This is a genomic window from Mycobacterium sp. SMC-8, from assembly GCF_025263565.1.
In the GTDB taxonomy this organism is placed as follows: Bacteria; Actinomycetota; Actinomycetes; order Mycobacteriales; family Mycobacteriaceae; genus Mycobacterium.
In genome coordinates this window covers 6,318,242-6,335,320 of the sequence record NZ_CP079865.1, presented here as the reverse complement: position 1 = coordinate 6,335,320, position 17,079 = coordinate 6,318,242, and the positions used below count along the sequence as shown (strand labels likewise).

Annotated in this window: 16 protein-coding genes; 7 read left to right on the top strand and 9 right to left on the bottom strand. The window is 68.0% G+C overall.

Annotated elements, in window-relative coordinates; genetic code table 11:
* Positions 1–101: 101 nt before the first annotated feature.
* Positions 102–668 carry an LppP/LprE family lipoprotein gene (locus KXD97_RS30390; RefSeq protein WP_260754708.1) on the bottom strand — a complete coding sequence of 189 codons (567 nt, stop codon included), beginning with the start codon at positions 666–668 and terminating at the stop codon, positions 102–104.
* Between the two features lie 90 nt (positions 669–758).
* Here KXD97_RS30390 and KXD97_RS30385 point away from each other — a divergent pair, with 90 nt between their 5' ends.
* From KXD97_RS30385 to KXD97_RS30370, 4 genes are all read left to right on the top strand, one after another.
* Complete coding sequence (locus KXD97_RS30385) at positions 759–2,444, top strand: DEAD/DEAH box helicase (RefSeq protein ID WP_260754707.1); 1,686 nt, start codon at positions 759–761, stop codon at positions 2,442–2,444.
* Positions 2,441–3,598, top strand: a complete 1,158-nt coding sequence (locus KXD97_RS30380) for an acyltransferase (RefSeq protein WP_260754706.1) — start codon at positions 2,441–2,443, stop codon at positions 3,596–3,598. The genes KXD97_RS30385 and KXD97_RS30380 overlap by 4 nt, the downstream gene beginning before the upstream one ends.
* 70 nt (positions 3,599–3,668) lie before the next feature.
* Positions 3,669–4,385 (top strand): siderophore-interacting protein, encoded by a 717-nt coding sequence (locus KXD97_RS30375; RefSeq protein WP_260754705.1) that lies wholly within the window; start codon positions 3,669–3,671, stop codon positions 4,383–4,385.
* Between the two features lie 126 nt (positions 4,386–4,511).
* On the top strand, positions 4,512–6,869 hold the full coding sequence (locus KXD97_RS30370; protein ID WP_396884613.1) for an arylsulfatase: 2,358 nt from the start codon (positions 4,512–4,514) through the stop codon (positions 6,867–6,869).
* Between the two features lie 6 nt (positions 6,870–6,875).
* Here KXD97_RS30370 and KXD97_RS30365 read toward each other — a convergent pair whose 3' ends face one another.
* The 5 genes from KXD97_RS30365 to KXD97_RS30345 form a co-directional block, all read right to left on the bottom strand.
* Positions 6,876–7,454 carry a TetR/AcrR family transcriptional regulator gene (locus KXD97_RS30365; protein ID WP_260754704.1) on the bottom strand — a complete coding sequence of 193 codons (579 nt, stop codon included), beginning with the start codon at positions 7,452–7,454 and terminating at the stop codon, positions 6,876–6,878.
* Entirely contained in the window at positions 7,454–8,707 is a 1,254-nt protein-coding gene (locus KXD97_RS30360) for a cytochrome P450 (protein ID WP_260754703.1), read from the bottom strand. The genes KXD97_RS30365 and KXD97_RS30360 overlap by 1 nt, the downstream gene beginning before the upstream one ends.
* Positions 8,708–8,816: 109 nt before the next feature.
* The gene (locus tag KXD97_RS30355; RefSeq protein ID WP_260754702.1) at positions 8,817–10,178 is read right to left on the bottom strand and encodes an FAD-binding oxidoreductase; all 1,362 of its coding nucleotides are present in this window, start codon (positions 10,176–10,178) and stop codon (positions 8,817–8,819) included.
* A gap of 42 nt (positions 10,179–10,220) precedes the next feature.
* Complete coding sequence (locus KXD97_RS30350; protein ID WP_260754701.1) at positions 10,221–11,477, bottom strand: MFS transporter; 1,257 nt, start codon at positions 11,475–11,477, stop codon at positions 10,221–10,223.
* 75 nt (positions 11,478–11,552) lie between these two features.
* Complete coding sequence (locus KXD97_RS30345; protein WP_260754700.1) at positions 11,553–12,242, bottom strand: sensor domain-containing protein; 690 nt, start codon at positions 12,240–12,242, stop codon at positions 11,553–11,555.
* A 131-nt stretch (positions 12,243–12,373) separates the two neighbouring features.
* Here KXD97_RS30345 and KXD97_RS30340 point away from each other — a divergent pair, with 131 nt between their 5' ends.
* Together KXD97_RS30340 and KXD97_RS30335 are read left to right on the top strand one after the other, a co-directional pair.
* Positions 12,374–13,222: a uracil-DNA glycosylase gene (locus KXD97_RS30340; RefSeq protein WP_260754699.1), complete on the top strand. Its 849-nt coding sequence runs from the start codon at positions 12,374–12,376 to the stop codon at positions 13,220–13,222.
* Positions 13,223–13,333: 111 nt separating this feature from the next.
* Positions 13,334–14,383 carry an LLM class flavin-dependent oxidoreductase gene (locus tag KXD97_RS30335; protein ID WP_260754698.1) on the top strand — a complete coding sequence of 350 codons (1,050 nt, stop codon included), beginning with the start codon at positions 13,334–13,336 and terminating at the stop codon, positions 14,381–14,383.
* Here the strand turns inward: KXD97_RS30335 and KXD97_RS30330 are convergent.
* Genes KXD97_RS30330 through KXD97_RS30320 form a run of 3 tightly spaced genes read right to left on the bottom strand, consistent with a single transcriptional unit; the run spans position 14,380 to position 15,859 of the window.
* Entirely contained in the window at positions 14,380–14,838 is a 459-nt protein-coding gene (locus KXD97_RS30330) for a nitroreductase family deazaflavin-dependent oxidoreductase (protein ID WP_260754697.1), read from the bottom strand. The genes KXD97_RS30335 and KXD97_RS30330 overlap by 4 nt on opposite strands.
* Before the next feature lie 3 nt (positions 14,839–14,841).
* Positions 14,842–15,279, bottom strand: a complete 438-nt coding sequence (locus KXD97_RS30325) for an HIT family protein (RefSeq protein WP_260754696.1) — start codon at positions 15,277–15,279, stop codon at positions 14,842–14,844.
* A 16-nt stretch (positions 15,280–15,295) separates the two neighbouring features.
* Positions 15,296–15,859: a DNA-deoxyinosine glycosylase gene (locus KXD97_RS30320; protein WP_260754695.1), complete on the bottom strand. Its 564-nt coding sequence runs from the start codon at positions 15,857–15,859 to the stop codon at positions 15,296–15,298.
* Positions 15,860–15,889: 30 nt separating this feature from the next.
* On the opposite strand from KXD97_RS30320, the gene KXD97_RS30315 reads away from it, so the two are divergent.
* Positions 15,890–17,017: an adenylate/guanylate cyclase domain-containing protein gene (locus KXD97_RS30315; protein ID WP_260758227.1), complete on the top strand. Its 1,128-nt coding sequence runs from the start codon at positions 15,890–15,892 to the stop codon at positions 17,015–17,017.
* Positions 17,018–17,079 lie beyond the last annotated feature (62 nt).

Genomic DNA, 17,079 nt, shown 5'->3' with positions numbered 1-17,079 from the left:
GACGCCTCCGACAGCTCGCGGTCCCGCGAAACCGCCACCACGGTAGCGCGCGGCACCGATTCACTACGCTGTGTGCGCTTTCGCGAAACAGCCGCGACAAGCTAGCCGGGCGTGTTGCCGATCAGCTCGACCCCGCTGCCGTTCCACCGAAACTTCACCACGCTGTCCAGCCCGGGCACCCCGCCGGAGTACTTCAGCGCGACGGTGTCACCGGTGCTCTGGGTGGAGTCCAGGCCGTTGAACCCGTAGGTGTCGGGCACCCCGGTCGGGATGAACTTGCCTTGGTGGAACAGCAGCGCGCGGGTGTTCGGGTTCTCCGCGTTGGTGTTGGCTTTGATGATCACCGCGGACAGCTGCGCGCACTCGTTGTAGTTGCCCGCCAACGGCTCGGGGCTCCAGCCCTGGCTGCTGCGCGAGTCGCGTGGCAGCTCGTTGACAGCCCTGGCGATCTCGGGTGCGGCCAGATCGGTCGCGCACGGATCGTCGGCGGGCGCCGGGCCCGGCGGCGGACCGGACGGGGCCGGCGCAGCGGTCGTCGACACCGCGGCGGACGCTCCGGCGCTGGGCTCAGGAGTCTTGGAGACCGTGGAATCCCCGGAGCTGCAGGCGGTGGCGGTCAGCACTGCTGCCCCCAGCAGGAGGGAGCCGATGGTCGCCGCCCTTTTCACAGTTGCGCACCGTACCGGGCCGGGCCCGGGTGCAGGGGAAGGCGCGCAGGGGCGGGAACACCTCGCGACAAGCACTAGACTTCCACCACGATGACGTCGACGAATGCGGAGCCAGAGCCCGCGGACCTGACCTTTGCCGACCTGCGGATACACCCTTCGGTGCTGCAGGCGGTCGCCGACGTCGGCTATGAATCGCCTTCGCCGATCCAGGCGGCCACCATCCCGGCGATGCTGGAAGGGTCCGATGTCGTCGGGCTGGCCCAGACCGGGACGGGCAAGACCGCGGCGTTCGCGATCCCGATCCTGTCCAAGATCGACACCGACAGCCGCCACACCCAGGCCTTGGTCCTGGCCCCCACCCGTGAGCTCGCGCTGCAGGTTGCCGAGGCTTTCGGCCGGTACGGAGCTCACCTGCGGGTCAACGTGCTGCCGGTCTACGGCGGGTCGTCTTACGTGCCGCAGCTGGCGGGTCTCAAGCGCGGCGCCCAGGTCGTCGTGGGCACCCCGGGCAGAGTGATCGACCACCTGGAGAAGGGGAGTCTGGACCTTTCGCACCTGGACTATCTGGTGCTCGACGAGGCCGACGAGATGCTGCAGATGGGCTTCGCCGAGGACGTGGAGCGCATCCTCGCCGACACCCCCGAGTACAAGCAGGTCGCCCTGTTCTCGGCGACGATGCCACCGGCGATCAAGAAGATCACCGCCAAGTATCTGCACGACCCGGTCGAGGTGACGGTCAAGTCGAAGACGCAGACCGCCGAGAACATCACGCAGCGGTACTTCCTGGTGTCGTATCCGCGCAAGATGGACGCGCTGACCCGCCTGCTGGAGACCGAGCAGGGCGACGCGATGATCGTGTTCGTTCGCACCAAGCAGGCCACCGAGGAGGTGGCCGAGAAGCTGAGGGCCCGCGGTTTCGCGGCGGCGGCCATCAACGGCGACATCCCGCAAGCGGTCCGCGAGCGGACCATCTCGCAGCTCAAAGATGGGACCATCGACATCCTGGTCGCCACCGACGTCGCGGCCCGCGGCCTCGACGTCGAACGCATCTCGCATGTGGTGAACTTCGACATCCCGCACGACCCGGAGTCCTATGTGCACCGTATCGGGCGCACCGGACGCGCGGGCAGGTCAGGCACCGCGCTGCTGTTCGTGACGCCGCGGGAACGGCACCTGCTCGGCGCGATCGAGCGGGTGACCCGGCAGAAGCTCGTCGAGTCCGAGCTCCCGTCGGTGGAGGATGTCAACGAGAAGCGGGTCGCGAAGTTCCGTGACTCGATCACCGACGCGCTGGACAAGCCGGGCATCGACCTGTTCCGCACGCTGATCGAGGGCTACGAGCGCGATCACGACGTCCCGATGGCCGACATCGCCGCGGCGCTGGCACTGCAGAGCCGTGACGGGGCGGAGTTCCTGATGACAGAACCCCCGCCGGAGAAGCGGCGAGAACGACGCGAGCGCGACGGTGAGGATCGGGCACCGCGTAAACCGCGCGAGCGGCGCAGCGACCTGGCGACGTACCGGATCGCGGTCGGCAAGCGGCACAAGGTCGCCCCGGGAGCGATCGTCGGAGCGATCGCCAACGAGGGCGGTCTGCACCGTAGCGATTTCGGGCACATCACCATCAACGTCGACCACTCGCTGGTCGAACTGCCGGCCAAACTGTCGCCCAAGACGCTGAAAGCGCTGGAGAACACCAGGATCCAAGGTCAGCTGATCAGTCTCCAACCCGACCGCGGGCCGAAACCGCATCGGGGGAAGCCCAAGTCCAAGTGACCCTGTCCGACCGGGACCGCCTGTCCCTCGGCGACGACGACGTCGGTGGGCTGGAGTCGGTCACGACGACCGGGCGCGTCGCGTCCCTGACGGGAATCCGCGCGGTCGCAGCGCTGCTGGTGGTGCTCACCCACGCGGCCTACACGACGGGCAAGTACCCGCAGGGCTTTGTGGGCCTGGTGTATTCGCGCATGGAGATCGGGGTGCCGATCTTCTTCGTGCTGTCGGGCTTCCTGTTGTTCCTGCCCTGGGTGAAGGCGGCACACGCCGGTGATGCGCCTCCGTCGGTGCGCCGCTACGCCTGGCACCGAGTTCGGCGGATCATGCCCGCCTACGTCGTCACCGTCCTGGCCGCGTACCTGGTCTATCACTTCCGCACGGCGGGCCCGAATCCCGGACACACCTGGGAGGGCCTGTTCCGCAACCTCACCCTGACCCAGATCTACACCGACAACTATCTGTATTCCTTTCTGCATCAAGGCCTTACCCAGATGTGGAGTCTGGCCGTCGAGGTCGCGTTCTACGTGGCGCTCCCAGTGCTGGCCTACCTGCTGCTGGTGGTGCTGTGCCGGCGGCGGTGGCGTCCGGGCCTGTTGCTGACCGGCCTCGCGGCACTGGCTCTGGTGTCGCCGGCGTGGATGTGGTTGGTGCACAGCACGACGTTCCTGCCCGACGGGGCCAAACTGTGGCTGCCCGGATACCTGGCGTGGTTCGTCGGCGGCATGGTGTTGGCGGCGCTGCAGCCGTTGGGGGTCCGGGCTTACGCGCTGGCGTGTGTGCCGCTGGCGTTGATCTGCTACCTGATCGCGTCGACCCCGATCGCCGGTGAACCCACGACCTCGCCGGCGGAGTTGCGGGAGGCCTTGGCCAAGACGGTGTTCTACGCCGTGATCGCCACTCTGGTGGTGGCACCGCTGGCGCTGACCGACCGGGGCTGGTACCCGCGCCTGATGGCCAGCCGGCCGATGGTGTTCCTCGGTGAGATCTCCTACGAGATCTTCCTGATCCACCTCATCACCATGGAACTGGTCATGGTGGAGATCCTGCGCTACCCGATCTACACCGGGTCGGTGTGGTTGCTGTTCTTCGGCACGCTCGCGGTGACGATCCCGCCGGCGTGGCTGTTGCACCGTTTCACCCGCGTCCGGTCTTGAGGAAGGGCCGGGCTCACCGATCAAGTTAGGTTACGCTTACCTGACACAGGGATCGAGGGGTGATGAGTCCATGACGGACACCAGGAAGTCGCGCGGATTCGCGGGCGCGGTGCTCAAGCTGTTGCGCGCTGGGGACTATGAGCTCACGGTCACCGGGCGGACCCAGGTCAGCCCGCATTACCTGCGGCTGAGTTTCCAGGCCGGCGGCCTGCTCACAGACCGTGCGCTGCACCCGACGATGTGGGTCCGGATGTGGTTCTCCGACGGCGACAAGCTGCATCAGCGGGGGTACACCCTGGTCAACCCCGATCCGCAGCACGACACCGTCGACGTCGAGTTCGCGCTGCACGACGGCGTCGCATCCGGCTGGGCCGAACAGGCCCAGCCGGGCGACACCATCGAGGTCACCGTGCTGGGCAGCAACTTCGCGCTGCCCGACCCGCGCCCGGCCGGCTATGTGATCGTCGGCGACACCGCGTCGCTGCCGGCGGTCAACTCGCTGCTCGACGCGATCGGCGACGCGCCCGCCCAGATCTTCCTGGAGGCTGCGCACGACGACGACCGGCAGCTCCCGGTGCGGCGCAGCGCCGACGTGACGTGGGTGGACCGCAAGAACGACGGCGAGGCGCTGGTGTCGGCGGTGGCCGCCTCGGCGTTCGACGCCTCCGACCGCTTCGGCTGGGTGGCCTGCGACAACCGCACCACCCGAGCGGTGGCCAAGCTGCTGCGGGAGGACTACAAGATTGCGCGCAAATCCATCAAGGCGCAGGCCTACTGGGTGGCGTGAGCTGTCGATGACCAGCTGGTGACGGCCTGTCGGCGAAGACGTCAATACCGGGCGTCGGCCGCCGCCGCGCCTTACGCTGACGCTGCGGAGAACCCAAGAAGCGTGGTTCCAGGACGGAGGGCAGCCTTGTCCGATTCAGTAGCGGATCCGGTGCGGCGGGACATCCTGCCGATCCCGGATCCCCAACATGTCGGATTGACGACATACGACGCCAAGGATCCGGACACCACCTATCCGCCGATCACGACGCTGCGGCCGCCCGAAGGCGCGCCCAATGTGCTGATCGTCCTGCTGGATGACGTCGGATTCGGCGCAAGCTCGGCGTTCGGTGGGCCGTGCCAGACCCCGACCGCCGAGCGGTTGGCGGCGAACGGTCTCAAGCTCAACAGGTTCCACACCACCGCTTTGTGTTCTCCGACGCGTCAGGCCCTGCTCACGGGTCGCAATCACCACTCCGTCGGCATGGGTGGTGTCACCGAGATCGCCACGTCGGCGCCGGGCTACTCCAGTATCCGGCCCAAGGACAAGGCTCCGGTGGCGGAAACACTTCGGCTCAATGGCTATTCGACCAGTCAGTTCGGCAAGTGCCACGAGGTGCCGGTTTGGGAGGTGTCGCCGGTCGGGCCGTTCCACCAGTGGCCGACCGGATCAGGGTTCGAGCACTTCTACGGGTTCATCGGGGGAGAGGCCAACCAGTACTACCCCGGACTGTACGAAGGCACCAAGCCGGTCGAACCCGAGAAGACTCCGGAACAGGGTTACACCCTCACCGAGGACCTGGCCGATCGCGCGATCACTTGGGTGCGCCAGCAGCAGGCGCTCACACCGGACAAGCCGTTCTTCATGTACTTCGCCCCCGGCGCCACGCACGCTCCGCACCACGTACCCCGGCAATGGTCCGACAAGTACAAGGGGAAATTCGACGACGGCTGGGACATGTTGCGGGAGAACATGCTCGTCAACCAGAAAGCGCTCGGCGTCGTCCCCGACGACGCGGTGTTGACTGCGCGCCACGACGAGATACCCGCGTGGGACGACATGCCCGCCGAGCTCAAACCGGTGCTCGCGCGGCAGATGGAGATCTACGCCGGCTTCCTCGAACAGACTGACCACGAGGTCGGCCGGCTGATCCACGCGATCGACGAACTCGGCGCGCTCGACAACACGCTGATCTACTACATCATCGGTGACAACGGGGCCTCGGCCGAGGGCACGCCGAACGGCTGCTTCAACGAGATGTGCACCCTCAACGGGCTGGCCGGCATCGAGACGCCGGAGTTCCTGTTGTCGAAGATCGACGACTTCGGCACACCCGACGCCTACAACCACTACGCCGTCGGTTGGGCGCATGCGTTGTGCGGACCGTATCAATGGACCAAGCAGGTGGCGTCGCACTGGGGCGGCACCCGCAACGGGACCATCGTGGTTTGGCCGAACGGGATTGCGGCCAAGGGAGAGACCCGAGATCAGTTCCACCATGTGATCGACGTGGTGCCGACGATCCTTGAGGCCGCAAAACTCCCGGCGCCGACAGTGGTGAACAGCATCCAGCAGGCCCCGCTCGAGGGGGTCAGCATGATGTCCACGCTGCGGGATCGCGACGCCGCGGAGACGCACACCGTGCAGTATTTCGAGATGTTCGGCAACCGCGGGATCTACCACAAGGGCTGGACAGCGGTGACCAAGCACCGGACCCCGTGGATGGCCGACCAGCCGTCGCTCGACGAGGACATCTGGGAGCTCTACGCTCCGCAAGACTGGACCCAGGCACACGACCTGGCAGCGGAGCAACCGGAGAGACTTGCCGCGCTGCAACGTCTTTGGCTGATCGAAGCTGTCAAGTACAACGTCGTGCCTCTGGACGACCGGTCGTTCGAACGGTTCAATCCGGACATCGCCGGGCGCCCACAGTTGATCAAGGGCACGACCCAGACGCTGTTCTCCGGAATGCGGCTGCTGGAGAACTGCGTACTGAACATCAAGAACAAGTCGCATGCGGTAACCGCGGTGATCTCCGTGCCGGACGGAGGGGCCGAAGGTGTCATCGTCAGTCAGGGTGGCGGCGTGGGCGGTTGGTGCATGTACGCCCACGAGAAGCGGCTGAAGTACTGCTACAACTTTTTCGGTATCGAGTACTTCTACGTGACCGCGGACAGTCCCATTCCGCCGGGCCGGCATCACGTCGGATTCGAGTTCGTCTACGACGGAGGAGGTCTCGGTAAGGGCGGAAGCGTCACCCTCTACTGCGACGAAAAGCCGGTCGGGAGCGGACGAGTCGAGCGGACCGAGCCCTTGGCGTTCTCGGCCGACGAGGCCTGTGATGTCGGCTCCGACACCGGCTCACCGACGTCCCCGGATTATGGCCCGCAGGGTAATGGATTCAACGGTCGCATCGATTGGGTGAAGATCGACATCGGCCCGGACAGCCACGACCATCTCATCACCGCCCAGGACAGGTTCACCATCTCGATGGCGCGGCAATAGCCGGATTCACTGCGTGGCCTGAGCCGGCAGCACGATCGGCACCACGAACTCCTCGAGCATGCTGCGCTCGTCGGCCTCATCGCGGCCGGGGAACACCAGCAGCGACGTCATCACGCGCACCAGCCACCGCGCCCGGTGCGCGACCAGATGTGATTCGTCGGGCCCGAGCGAGATCACGAACGCCTCGGTGAGTGCTTTGATCACCTCGGACTGTTCGGCCATCTCTCCGCCGATGGGGCGCTGGGCGGTGGCGAACCACGATGCCAGAGCTGGACTCTGGCGTACGTTCTGCAGCGAGGCCAGCATGCCCTCGATCAGCCGTTCCCGCGGATCGGTGAAGGACATGACGTGGTCGGTCATCTCGCGGTAGAGCCGGTAGGCCTCACGGTGTACGTAGGCGGTGTAGAGCGCCTCGCGATTTTCGAAGTAGCGATACAGCGTGGCTCGGGAACATCCTGCCGCCGAGGCGATTTCATGCATACCGACCGTGGCTGCCGGTTGTTCGGCGAACAGTTCGCCGGCCGCGTCCAGGATGCGGTCGGCGGCCACCTCGGTGCGGCGGGCCGCCAGCCAGTCTCCAGCCATCAGCCCGTTACCGTGAACGGCACCGACAGGGGCCGTCGGACGTAAGAACCGCCGGCCCAGGTGATCCCAGACTCGTCGACCTCGAACTCCGGGATTCGGGTCAGCAACTCGGTCAGCGCCACCCGCGACTGCATCCGCGCCGCGGCGGCGCCCAGGCAATGGTGTGCCCCATGGCTGAAGGTCAGGATGTTGCGGGGCCGGCGGGTGACGTCGAGTTCACCGGCGTCGTCGCCGTACTGGCGTTCGTCGCGGTTGCCCGACCCGTACAGGAACATCACCCGACGGCCTTCCGGAATCGTGACGTCGCCGATCGTGACCTCACGCGTCACCGTGCGGCCCAGCATCTGTACCGGGGAGGTCAGCCGGAGGAACTCGTCGATGGCGTCGGGGATCAGGGTGGGGTCGCCGCTGAGCAGGGCGCGCTGGTCGGGGCGCTGGTGCAGCAGTTGCACCGATCCGCCCAGCATGCCGGTGGTGGTGTCGTTGCCGCCGGTGACCATCGTGAACGTGAACGCCAGAATCGACAGCACCCCGGAGATGTCGCCGTCGGAGCCGACACCGGCGGCCACCAGATGCGACACCGTGTCGTCCTCGGGGTCGGTGCGGCGCCGTTCGATGAGTGCGGTGAAATAGGCCATCATCTCGCCGAGTGCGTCCCCGACCGTCTCCAGCGCTCCAGAAAGACCGCCCACGCTGGTGTTGGCCGCCACGATGGCGTCGGTCCAGCCGTCGAACTTGGCCCGATCCTCGTCCGGCACACCGAGATAGTGGGCGACGACCATCGACGGCAGCGGCTTGAACAGCTCGGCGACGATGTCTCCACCGCCGTTGGCCTTGAGGCGTTCGATCCGTTCGACGACGTACGCGCGGACCTTGGGCTCGACCGCCTCGACCTGGCGCGGAGTGAAGCCCCGCGCAACCAGCTTGCGGAACTCGGTGTGCACCGGCGGATCCTGCATCACCATCGGCGGGTTGTCGGCCAGCCCGATCAGGTCCAGCTCGCCGTAGTTGACGGTCAGCCCGAGCGCCGAGGAGAACGTCTGGTGGTCGCGGGCGGCGGCCCAGATGTCGGCATGCCGGGACAGGACGTAATAGTCACCCGGTTCGGCAGCGTCCAGGCGGTCCTGCGGGACGACGTGGTGCACCGGGTCGCGATCGCGCAGCGCCCGGTACATCGGCCATGGATTCTGCCAGCTGTCCGCGTCGGCGAGCACGAACCGGGCAGGGGAGTTCTGAGACAAAGTCGCAGTCATGTCTTATGGGTACGACAATCGCCAGTGAATGTCAACTATCGCCGGCGTATCCGATCGCGTCGGTGTGGCGCGGCGCGGCGCGGCGCGGCGACGGAAATGACTCGACGTCTCAGATCGCCGCGCCGGGGTTGAGGATGCCGTCGGGATCCAACGCCTGCTTGATGCGGCGGTTGAGCTCCATCACCTCGGGGCCGAGCTGACCGGCCAGCCACGGCCGCTTCAACCTGCCCACGCCATGCTCGCCGGTGATCGTGCCGCCCAGGCTGACCGCCAGATCCATGATCTCGCCGAACGCCTGCTGGGCCCGCTGCTCCATGGCCGCGTCGCTGGGGTCGAACACGATCAGCGGGTGGGTGTTGCCGTCGCCGGCGTGCGCGATCACCGAGATCATCAGGTCGTGCACGCCCGCGATCTTCTCGATGCCGCCGACCAACTCGGCCAGTGCCGGCAGTGGGACGCCGACATCCTCCAGCAGCAGTGTGCCCTTGGCCTCGACCGCCGGGATCGCGAACCGCCGGGCGACGACGAACGCCTCACCCTCGTCCGGGTCCGACGTCGAAAACACTTCCTTGGCACCGTGTTTGGTGAAGACCTCGGCCATGAACTCGGCGTCCTGCGCGCCGGAGGGTCCGCGGTCGTCGCTGGCGGCGACCATCATCGCCGCCGCGTCACGGTCCAGCCCCATCTTGAGCTTGTCCTCGACGGCGTTGATCGCCGCCGAGTCCATGAACTCCAGCATCGACGGCCGGATCCTGCCCGTGATGGTGACCACAGCGTCGGCGGCGTCCTCGACCGAGTCGAACGTCGCCACCACCGTGCAGGCGCCGCTCTGGGCGGGCAGCAGTTTGAGGGTCACCTCGGTGACAACGCCGAGCGTGCCTTCACTGCCGACGAACAACTTCGTCAGTGATAGTCCGGCAACGTCTTTGAGGCGGGGCCCGCCGAGCCGCAGGGCCGTGCCGTCGGCCAGCACCACCTGCAGGCCGAGCACGTAGTCGGTGGTCACCCCGTACTTCACGCAACACAGCCCACCGGCGTTAGTGGCGATGTTGCCGCCGATGCTGCAGATCTCGAACGACGACGGGTCCGGCGGGTACCACAGCCCGTACTCGGCGACGGCCTTCTTCACCTCGGCGTTGAGCAGCCCGGGCTGGGCGACCGCAGTCCGGGTGACGGGATCGACGGTGATGTCACGCATCCTCTCGGTGGACAACACAATGCCGCCGTCGAGAGCCGTTGCGCCGCCGGACAATCCGGTGCCCATACCACGCGGGACCACCGCGATCCGGTGGGCGGTGGCCCACCGCAGCACGGCCTGGACCTCCTCGGTGCGCCGGGGCCGCACCACCGCCAGCGGGGTACCCGCGCCCGGGTCGGCGGCGCGGTCCTGGCGGTAGGACTGCAGAATGTCGGGATCGGTCACGACCGTGCCCTCGGGCAGTTCGGCGATCAGGCTTGCCAGCGGTTGCACAGCCGCCAGTGTAGGTCTGCCCCGGACGCGGCCACGGCAAAGTCAGGCAATGCCCGAATCCGGTCTGGGCTCCAGATCCAGCTCGCGCAACGCCGGCAGGAACACCGCCACGACGCCAAGCGCCAGCATCGGCAACGACAGCGCGAGGAACGTGGTGTGCAGACCGGCCGCGTCGGCCAGCGGACCCGCCAGGATCAGCCCCAGCGGTCCGGCCGCGTAGGCCAGCGATCCCATCACCCCGACCACGCGGCCACGCAGGTGTTGCGGGGCGCGGGTCTGCATCACGTAGTTGTAGATCGGTGCGATCGGGCCGTAGACGAACCCGACGACCGCGCACAGCACCAGGATCACCGGCAGCGGCGGAAGGAACGCGATCACGGTCATGGCCGCTCCCAGCGTCAGCACCGCGGCCAGCATCACGGTGCGCCGCCGCAGGTAGCGCGACATCACCGCATAGCCGAGGGCCCCGACGAGCCCACCGACGCTCAGCGCCATCAGCACCCACCCCAGTTGTGCGGGTTCATTGCGGTCTGTGAAGTACTTCGGGAACAGCACGCTCTCCATCGGCATGTACAGGCCGGTCGCCGCGAGGTCCACGAAGGCCAGCGTGCGCAAGACCTTGTTCTCCCACACGAAGCGCAGACCCTCGACGATGCCGGCCCACACCCCACCGGACATCGCCGACGGGTCGGGCCGCCCGGCGCCTTCCAGCTTCAGCGCGGCGATCGCGACCATCGACAGGACGAACGCCCCCGCGGTCACCCACATCGTGTCGATGCCGCCGAGGGTGGCGATCAGCAGTCCGCCGATGCCGGGCCCGACGATGTAGGCCAGGTTGAACACCGCCTCGAAGACGCTGTTGGCGTGGTCGAGGGTCCACCCGGCGCGCCGCGCCGCCTCGGGGAGCATCGTCTCGCGGGCCGTCATCCCGGCGGGGTCGAAGAACGCACCGAGCGCGGCGAGCGCCGCCAGCACCCCGACGTTGACGGCGTCGGCGCCGAACAGCAGCGCCAGCACCGGCACGGCGGCCACCGACACCGCCGACAGCGCGTCGGAGATCATCGACACCCGCCGGCGGCCGAGGTAGTCGACCGCCGCCCCGGCCAGCAGGGTAGCGGCCAGCAGCGGCAGCGTCCCCGCCATCGCGACGATCGACGCGTCGAGCGCAGAACCGGTGCGCTGCAACACCAGCCACGGGAACGCCACGATCGAGATGCCGTTGCCCGCGCCGGCCATCAGCGCCGCGAACAGGATCAGCAGCAGCGGGCCGCGCCTACTGGGCGCTCGGGTGGGCGTCATGGGTTATCGCCGGGAATCTAACAGCGCCGCGCCCCGCCGGCCACGGAATTTACTGCAGAAGGCTCGGTTTCGCGGCTACCACGTCGCCTCGACGTTGGTGGCGATCTGTTCGGCGATCCGCACCGCGGAGTCACCCGGATCGGCGCTGCACGTGTTGACGTCGACGATCACGTTATTGCGGTGCACCAGCGCCCGCCCGCACCCCCAGCCCGGCGCCGCGGCGTCCTGCTGCATCGCCACGGTGCTCAACGTGCGCTCGCGCTCGGTGATCTGACCGACCTTCCACTGCGTGCCGCTCTGGGTGTCGGTGTACTCATGGCAGGCCGGCCACTGCCGGACCGAGGCGTCGAAAAACTCGGCGGCCTTCTCCAGGTACGGGAAGAGCACCACCGACTGCTTGACGTAGTTCTTCCACGTGCTCTCGGCGCTGCCGTCGTTGAGGCTCTGATCGCGCTCGGCCTGGAACCCGCTGGCGGCGTAGACCCCCCACTCGGCCGCGCCGTCTACGGCGAGGCATTCCGGCGGCGACATGATCGCGCTGTGGTCGGCCATCGTCGCGCGTGACTCCGTCACCGTCATCGCCGGCACGCCCATCGCGGCGGCGGCGTCCTGCGGGCTGAGCAGCAGACCGCCCAGCTCGCGTTCGACCAGCGGCCGCGGAATCATTGTGCGGGTCGGGGTGGCCGACTCCGCGCTGCTGATCGTGTTCGCGCATCCGGTGACCACGATGCAGATGCCCAGGATCGCCGCTTTCGCCCGTCGCATAGTGTCCCCCAATCGAAACGCTGCGCGACCAATGGTGCGGGAGTAGCGATCGCCCGCGTGTGAGGGAAGCGGTGTTTCGTGATAACGATGAACGGTGCTTTCTGGTAACGAATGACGCGGCCCGGTAACGAATGATGCGTCCCTCGCAGCAACGGCTGCCGCACCCGCGCACCGGTGAACTGTTCACCTCGCCGGTGCGGCCGGGTAGCGGCTGGCCGGGTGACCCCGCGACGCGACGGACAGCGGTGGCGGCCACGCCGGCCGATGTGGCGGCGATCGCGGAGGCGGCCACGAGCCTCAAGCAGGTCGACGCCGGGATCTCGGTGTGCCGGGCCTGCCCGCGGCTGGTGCGTTGGCGGGAGGAGGTCGCCGTCGAGAAGCGCAGATCGTATGCCGACGAGCCGTACTGGGGACGGCCGGCGACGGGACTGGGGCCGGCGCGGCCCCGCATCTTCGTCGTCGGTCTCGCCCCGGCCGCGCACGGGGCCAACCGGACCGGGCGGGTGTTCACCGGGGATCGCTCTGGCGACTTCCTGTTCGCCTCGCTGTACCGCAGTGGTCTGGCCAACCAGCCGACGGCCACCGACAGCGGGGACGGGCTGGAGCTCATCGACGTCCGCGTGGCGGCCGCCGTACGGTGCGCGCCGCCGGGCAACGCGCCGGCTCCGGCCGAGCGCAGCACGTGCGCGCCGTGGCTGGACGCCGAGTGGCGGCTGGCCGGCGCCGGCGTGGGGGTGATCGTCGCGCTGGGCGGGTTCGCATGGCAGGCGGCGCTGGCGATGCTGCGCCGGGCGGGCGCGTCGGCCGGAACACCCGCGCCGAAGTTCGGGCACGGCGCCACGGCCGCGGTGCGGACGCCCCGCGGGGACGTCACGCTGCTGGGCTGCTATCACCCAAGCCAGCAGAACACCTTCACCGGCCGGCTGACCCCACAGATGATGGACGACATCTTCGCCACCGCCCGTGAGATATCGGCGTGACCGTCCTCGCTCAGCGACCCTCGCTCAGCGACAGAGTCCACGTCGAAATTCCGCCGGAAACCAGGGACGGAAACAGGGAACGGACCGGTACCGCGGGGCGTTGAATTGGGAATGCGGCTCTCAGTTCTCGACCTCGTACCCGTGCGCTCGGACCAGAGCACCTCCGACGCGATCGCCGCGTCGACGCTGCTGGCCCAGACCGCCGACCGGCTGGGATACACCCGCTACTGGGTCGCCGAACACCACAACATGCCATCGGTCGCGGCCACCAGCCCTCCGGTGCTGATCGCCCACCTGGCCGCGCACACGTCGACGGTGCGACTGGGTTCCGGCGGCGTGATGCTGCCCAACCACGCGCCGCTGGCGGTCGCCGAACAGTTCGCCCTGTTGGAAGCGGCCCACCCCGGACGCATCGACCTCGGCATCGGACGGGCCCCGGGCTCGGATCCGGTGACGTCGCTGGCGCTGCGCGGGGCGGCCGGCCGCGACGAACGCGACATCGAGGCGTTCCCCGAGTACCTCGACGACGTGGCCGCGCTGATGAGCAGCGAGGGAGTACGGGTGTCGCTGCCGCGCGACCTGATGCGCGACAACTACATCCTCAAGGCCACTCCTGCCGCGGTCACCGAACCGCGGCTGTGGCTACTGGGTTCGTCGATGTACTCCGCGCGTCTGGCCGCCGCCAAGGGCCTGCCGTACGTGTTCGCACACCACTTCGCCGACCACGGCACCGAGGAGGCGATGCAGTACTACCGCGACAACTTCCGGCCCAGCGAGCTGACTCCGGAGCCGGTCACGTTCCTGACGGTCAACGCCGTCGTCGCCGAAACCCGGGACGAGGCCATGCGCTTGATCCTGCCCAACCTGCAGATGATGGCGCGGCTTCGGACAGGGCAGCCGCTGGTGCCGATCGACCTCGTCGAGGACGCCGAAGCCCGGGACGTCGATCCGCGGGCCCGCGCCGTCATGGACGCCGGGCTGCGTCAGGCCGTGGTGGGCTCGCCAGCCGACGCGGCCGGCCAGGTGCACGAGCTGGCTGAGAAGTTCGGCGTCGACGAGGTGATGGTGCATCCGGTGGCGTCGGCGTACCGCGGGGTCGACCCGGCGACCGCGCCGGCGCGCGAGACCACGCTGGAACTGCTGGCCAGGGAGATCTTTTAGCTCTTCGGTGTGAGCCGGACCAGCGGGATGCTGCGCGAGGTCCGTTTCTGATAGCCCTCGTAGCGGTTCGAGTTCCCGTCGTTGACCATCTTCCACAGCCGCGGATAGTCCGGATCGCCGGCGAGCACCGGGGTGGCGGTCACGGCCAAACGCCTTGGTCCGATGTTGATCTCGATATCCGGGTCAGCCTTCAGGTTGTGATACCAGCCGGGGGACTTCGGGTCACCGCCTTTGGAGGCGACGACGTAGTAGCTTGCGCCGTCGGGGAAGTACGACAGCGTGTTGGTGCGCGGCTTCCCGGTCTTGGCGCCCACGGTGTGCAGCAGCAGCGACGGCGCAACGCCGGGCAGCGGGATGCGATGGCCGATGCGCCCGCCGGTGCTCTTGTACAGCTTGTCGTGCAGCATCAGCAGCCGAGTGCCGATGTTCTGTTCCACCCACTGCGCAATGCCCATGGGTCATTCTTTCTCGGCGGCATCGAGTTGCGCCAGTGCTTCGCGCAGCAGCCGTCCGGTCTCCTCGCGGTCGGGGTCGCGGCGTATCAGCATGCCCTTGGCGAACTTCACCTTGTCGCCGTCGCGCCGCGGCACCACGTGCAGGTGGACATGGAACACCGTCTGGAACGCGGCCTTGCCGTCGTTGACGGCGATGTTGTTGCCGTCGGCGTGTAGTCCCGACGCGCGGGCCGCCTTCGCGATGCGCTGACCCAACATCGCCATTGCGGCCAGCGTCTGGGGCGGGGTGTCGGTCAGATCGACGGTGTGCGCCTTCGGGAACACCAGTGTGTGTCCGCGGGTGAACGGCCGGATGTCGAGGATGGCGAGAAAGTCGTCGTCCTCGTGGATGCGGATGGCGGGGGCCTCACCGGCGACGATGGCGCAGAAGACGCAGGACATCCCGTGAGGTTAACGCCTACCCGTGCCGTGTGGCTCGATCGTTGAGGCGGCGGTCGCGCTCGTCGGCGGACATGTCCTCGATGCGGACCATGTCGGTGATCTGGCGCCAGGCGTCCAGTTTGCGGTCGAAGGACATGGTCTGCGCCGGGCTGGTCGACGGCAGCCGGCGGTAGCGCAGGGTGTCCCGCGCGCCGACGAGCCGGCCGTAGTTCTTCTCGGCGGCGGCGCCGTTGAAGTACACGTGGGTGATTTCGGGGTGCGCGGCGTAGAACCCGTCGAAGTCGTTGGGCGCCATGCTGTCCGGCTCGACGGCCGAGTCGAGGCTGCCGATCCTGCGGCAGTGTTTGAGCACATCCCACACCGCGACCCCGGCACCCGTCAGCGTGGCAACGCGGTGCTCGTACGGGCCTGCGGGGTCGAATCCGAACAGCTCGCCCATGATGGCCCAGAACGCATTGCGCGTGTAGGCGTAGTAGCGCTGCGCCTGCAGTGACGCGACACCGGGCATGTTGCCCAGAATCAGGATGCGGGCACCGGCCGCGGCGAGCGGCGGGAAGCTCTGCAGCGTCGGGGAGGTCATGTGCCCGACTATGCCGTATACCTTGGGCGGGTGGCCGAACACCTCGATCTGGAGACATCCGGGCTGCTCGATGGGCTCGAAGGCGCCGCGCGGGCCGAGCGTGCCGAGTTGATCCGCTGGCTGGCCGAACGCGGGGTCGGCCTCGATCAGATCCGCGGTAACCCGGCGCCCATGCTGCTGGCGTCGCGGCGGGTCATCGGTGACGACGGCCGGTACGTGTCGGCGCGGCAGGCCGCGTCGCAGGCCCGCGTCGACCTGGCGCTGTTCGAGCGGATTCAGCGCGCCATGGGACTGCCGCGAGTGGACGATCCCGACGCCGAGGTGTTTCTGCGTGCCGATGCCGAGGCGGCGAAGTTCACCCGTGATTTCCTCGACGTCGGGATCGATCCCGATGAGCTGGTGCAGATCACCAGGCTCCTCGGTGACGGGTTGTCCCGGGCGGCCGAGGCGATGCGCCATGCCGCGTTGGCCGCCGTGATACGCCCGGGCGCCACCGAATTGGAGATCGCGCAGGCGTCCGAGAGCCTCGTGGCGAACGTGGCGCCACTGCTCGGTCCGATGATCCAGGAGGTCCTGCTGCTGCAGCTGCGCCACGCGATCGAGACCGAGGCCGTCAACGCGACCGAACGTGCTGAGGGACAACATCTGCCGGGTGCGCGGCTGGTGACGATCGGGTTCGCCGACCTGGTCGGGTTCACCAGGCTGGGCGAGGCGGTTCAGCCTGAGGAGCTGGAGCACCTGTCGCAGCGCCTGGCGGACATGACGCGCGAATTCGCGCTTGCCCCGGTGCGATTCGTGAAGACGATCGGTGACGAGGTGATGCTGGTCAGCCCGGAGCCGGCGCCGCTGCTGGAGACGATGCTGCGCCTGGTCGAGGAGACCGAGGACGAGGACGACTTCCCGCGGTTGCGCGCCGGTGTCGCGACCGGCATGGCGGTCAGCCGCGCCGGGGACTGGTTCGGCAGCCCGGTCAATCTCGCCGCCCGGGTCACCGGTGCGGCGCGGCCGGGGTCGGTACTGGTGGCCGAATCGGCCCGGGAAGCGATCGGCGACGACGAGCGGTTCACCTGGTCGTTCGCCGGGGCCAAGCACTTGAAGGGGATCAAATCGGATGTGAAAGCCTTCCGGGTACGTCGGCAGAGCTCTGAGAAACGCTGAAAACTCTTCTGCCACTTTGGTTTCTCTGGTCACGTGGCGGAATGGATCTGTCGGTGGTTCGA

Excerpts from the sequence above, each read along its gene's own strand:
- KXD97_RS30340 (WP_260754699.1), top strand. The coding sequence starts at position 12,374 with ATGATGCGTCCCTCGCAGCAACGGCTGCCGCACCCGCGCACCGGTGAA.
- KXD97_RS30320 (WP_260754695.1), bottom strand. The coding sequence starts at position 15,859 with ATGACCTCCCCGACGCTGCAGAGCTTCCCGCCGCTCGCCGCGGCCGGT.
- KXD97_RS30385 (WP_260754707.1), top strand. The coding sequence starts at position 759 with ATGACGTCGACGAATGCGGAGCCAGAGCCCGCGGACCTGACCTTTGCC.
- KXD97_RS30325 (WP_260754696.1), bottom strand. The coding sequence starts at position 15,279 with ATGTCCTGCGTCTTCTGCGCCATCGTCGCCGGTGAGGCCCCCGCCATC.
- KXD97_RS30345 (WP_260754700.1), bottom strand. The coding sequence starts at position 12,242 with ATGCGACGGGCGAAAGCGGCGATCCTGGGCATCTGCATCGTGGTCACC.
- KXD97_RS30330 (WP_260754697.1), bottom strand. The coding sequence starts at position 14,838 with ATGGGCATTGCGCAGTGGGTGGAACAGAACATCGGCACTCGGCTGCTG.
- KXD97_RS30335 (WP_260754698.1), top strand. The coding sequence starts at position 13,334 with ATGCGGCTCTCAGTTCTCGACCTCGTACCCGTGCGCTCGGACCAGAGC.
- KXD97_RS30375 (WP_260754705.1), top strand. The coding sequence starts at position 3,669 with ATGACGGACACCAGGAAGTCGCGCGGATTCGCGGGCGCGGTGCTCAAG.
- KXD97_RS30360 (WP_260754703.1), bottom strand. The coding sequence starts at position 8,707 with ATGACTGCGACTTTGTCTCAGAACTCCCCTGCCCGGTTCGTGCTCGCC.
- KXD97_RS30365 (WP_260754704.1), bottom strand. The coding sequence starts at position 7,454 with ATGGCTGGAGACTGGCTGGCGGCCCGCCGCACCGAGGTGGCCGCCGAC.
- KXD97_RS30350 (WP_260754701.1), bottom strand. The coding sequence starts at position 11,477 with ATGACGCCCACCCGAGCGCCCAGTAGGCGCGGCCCGCTGCTGCTGATC.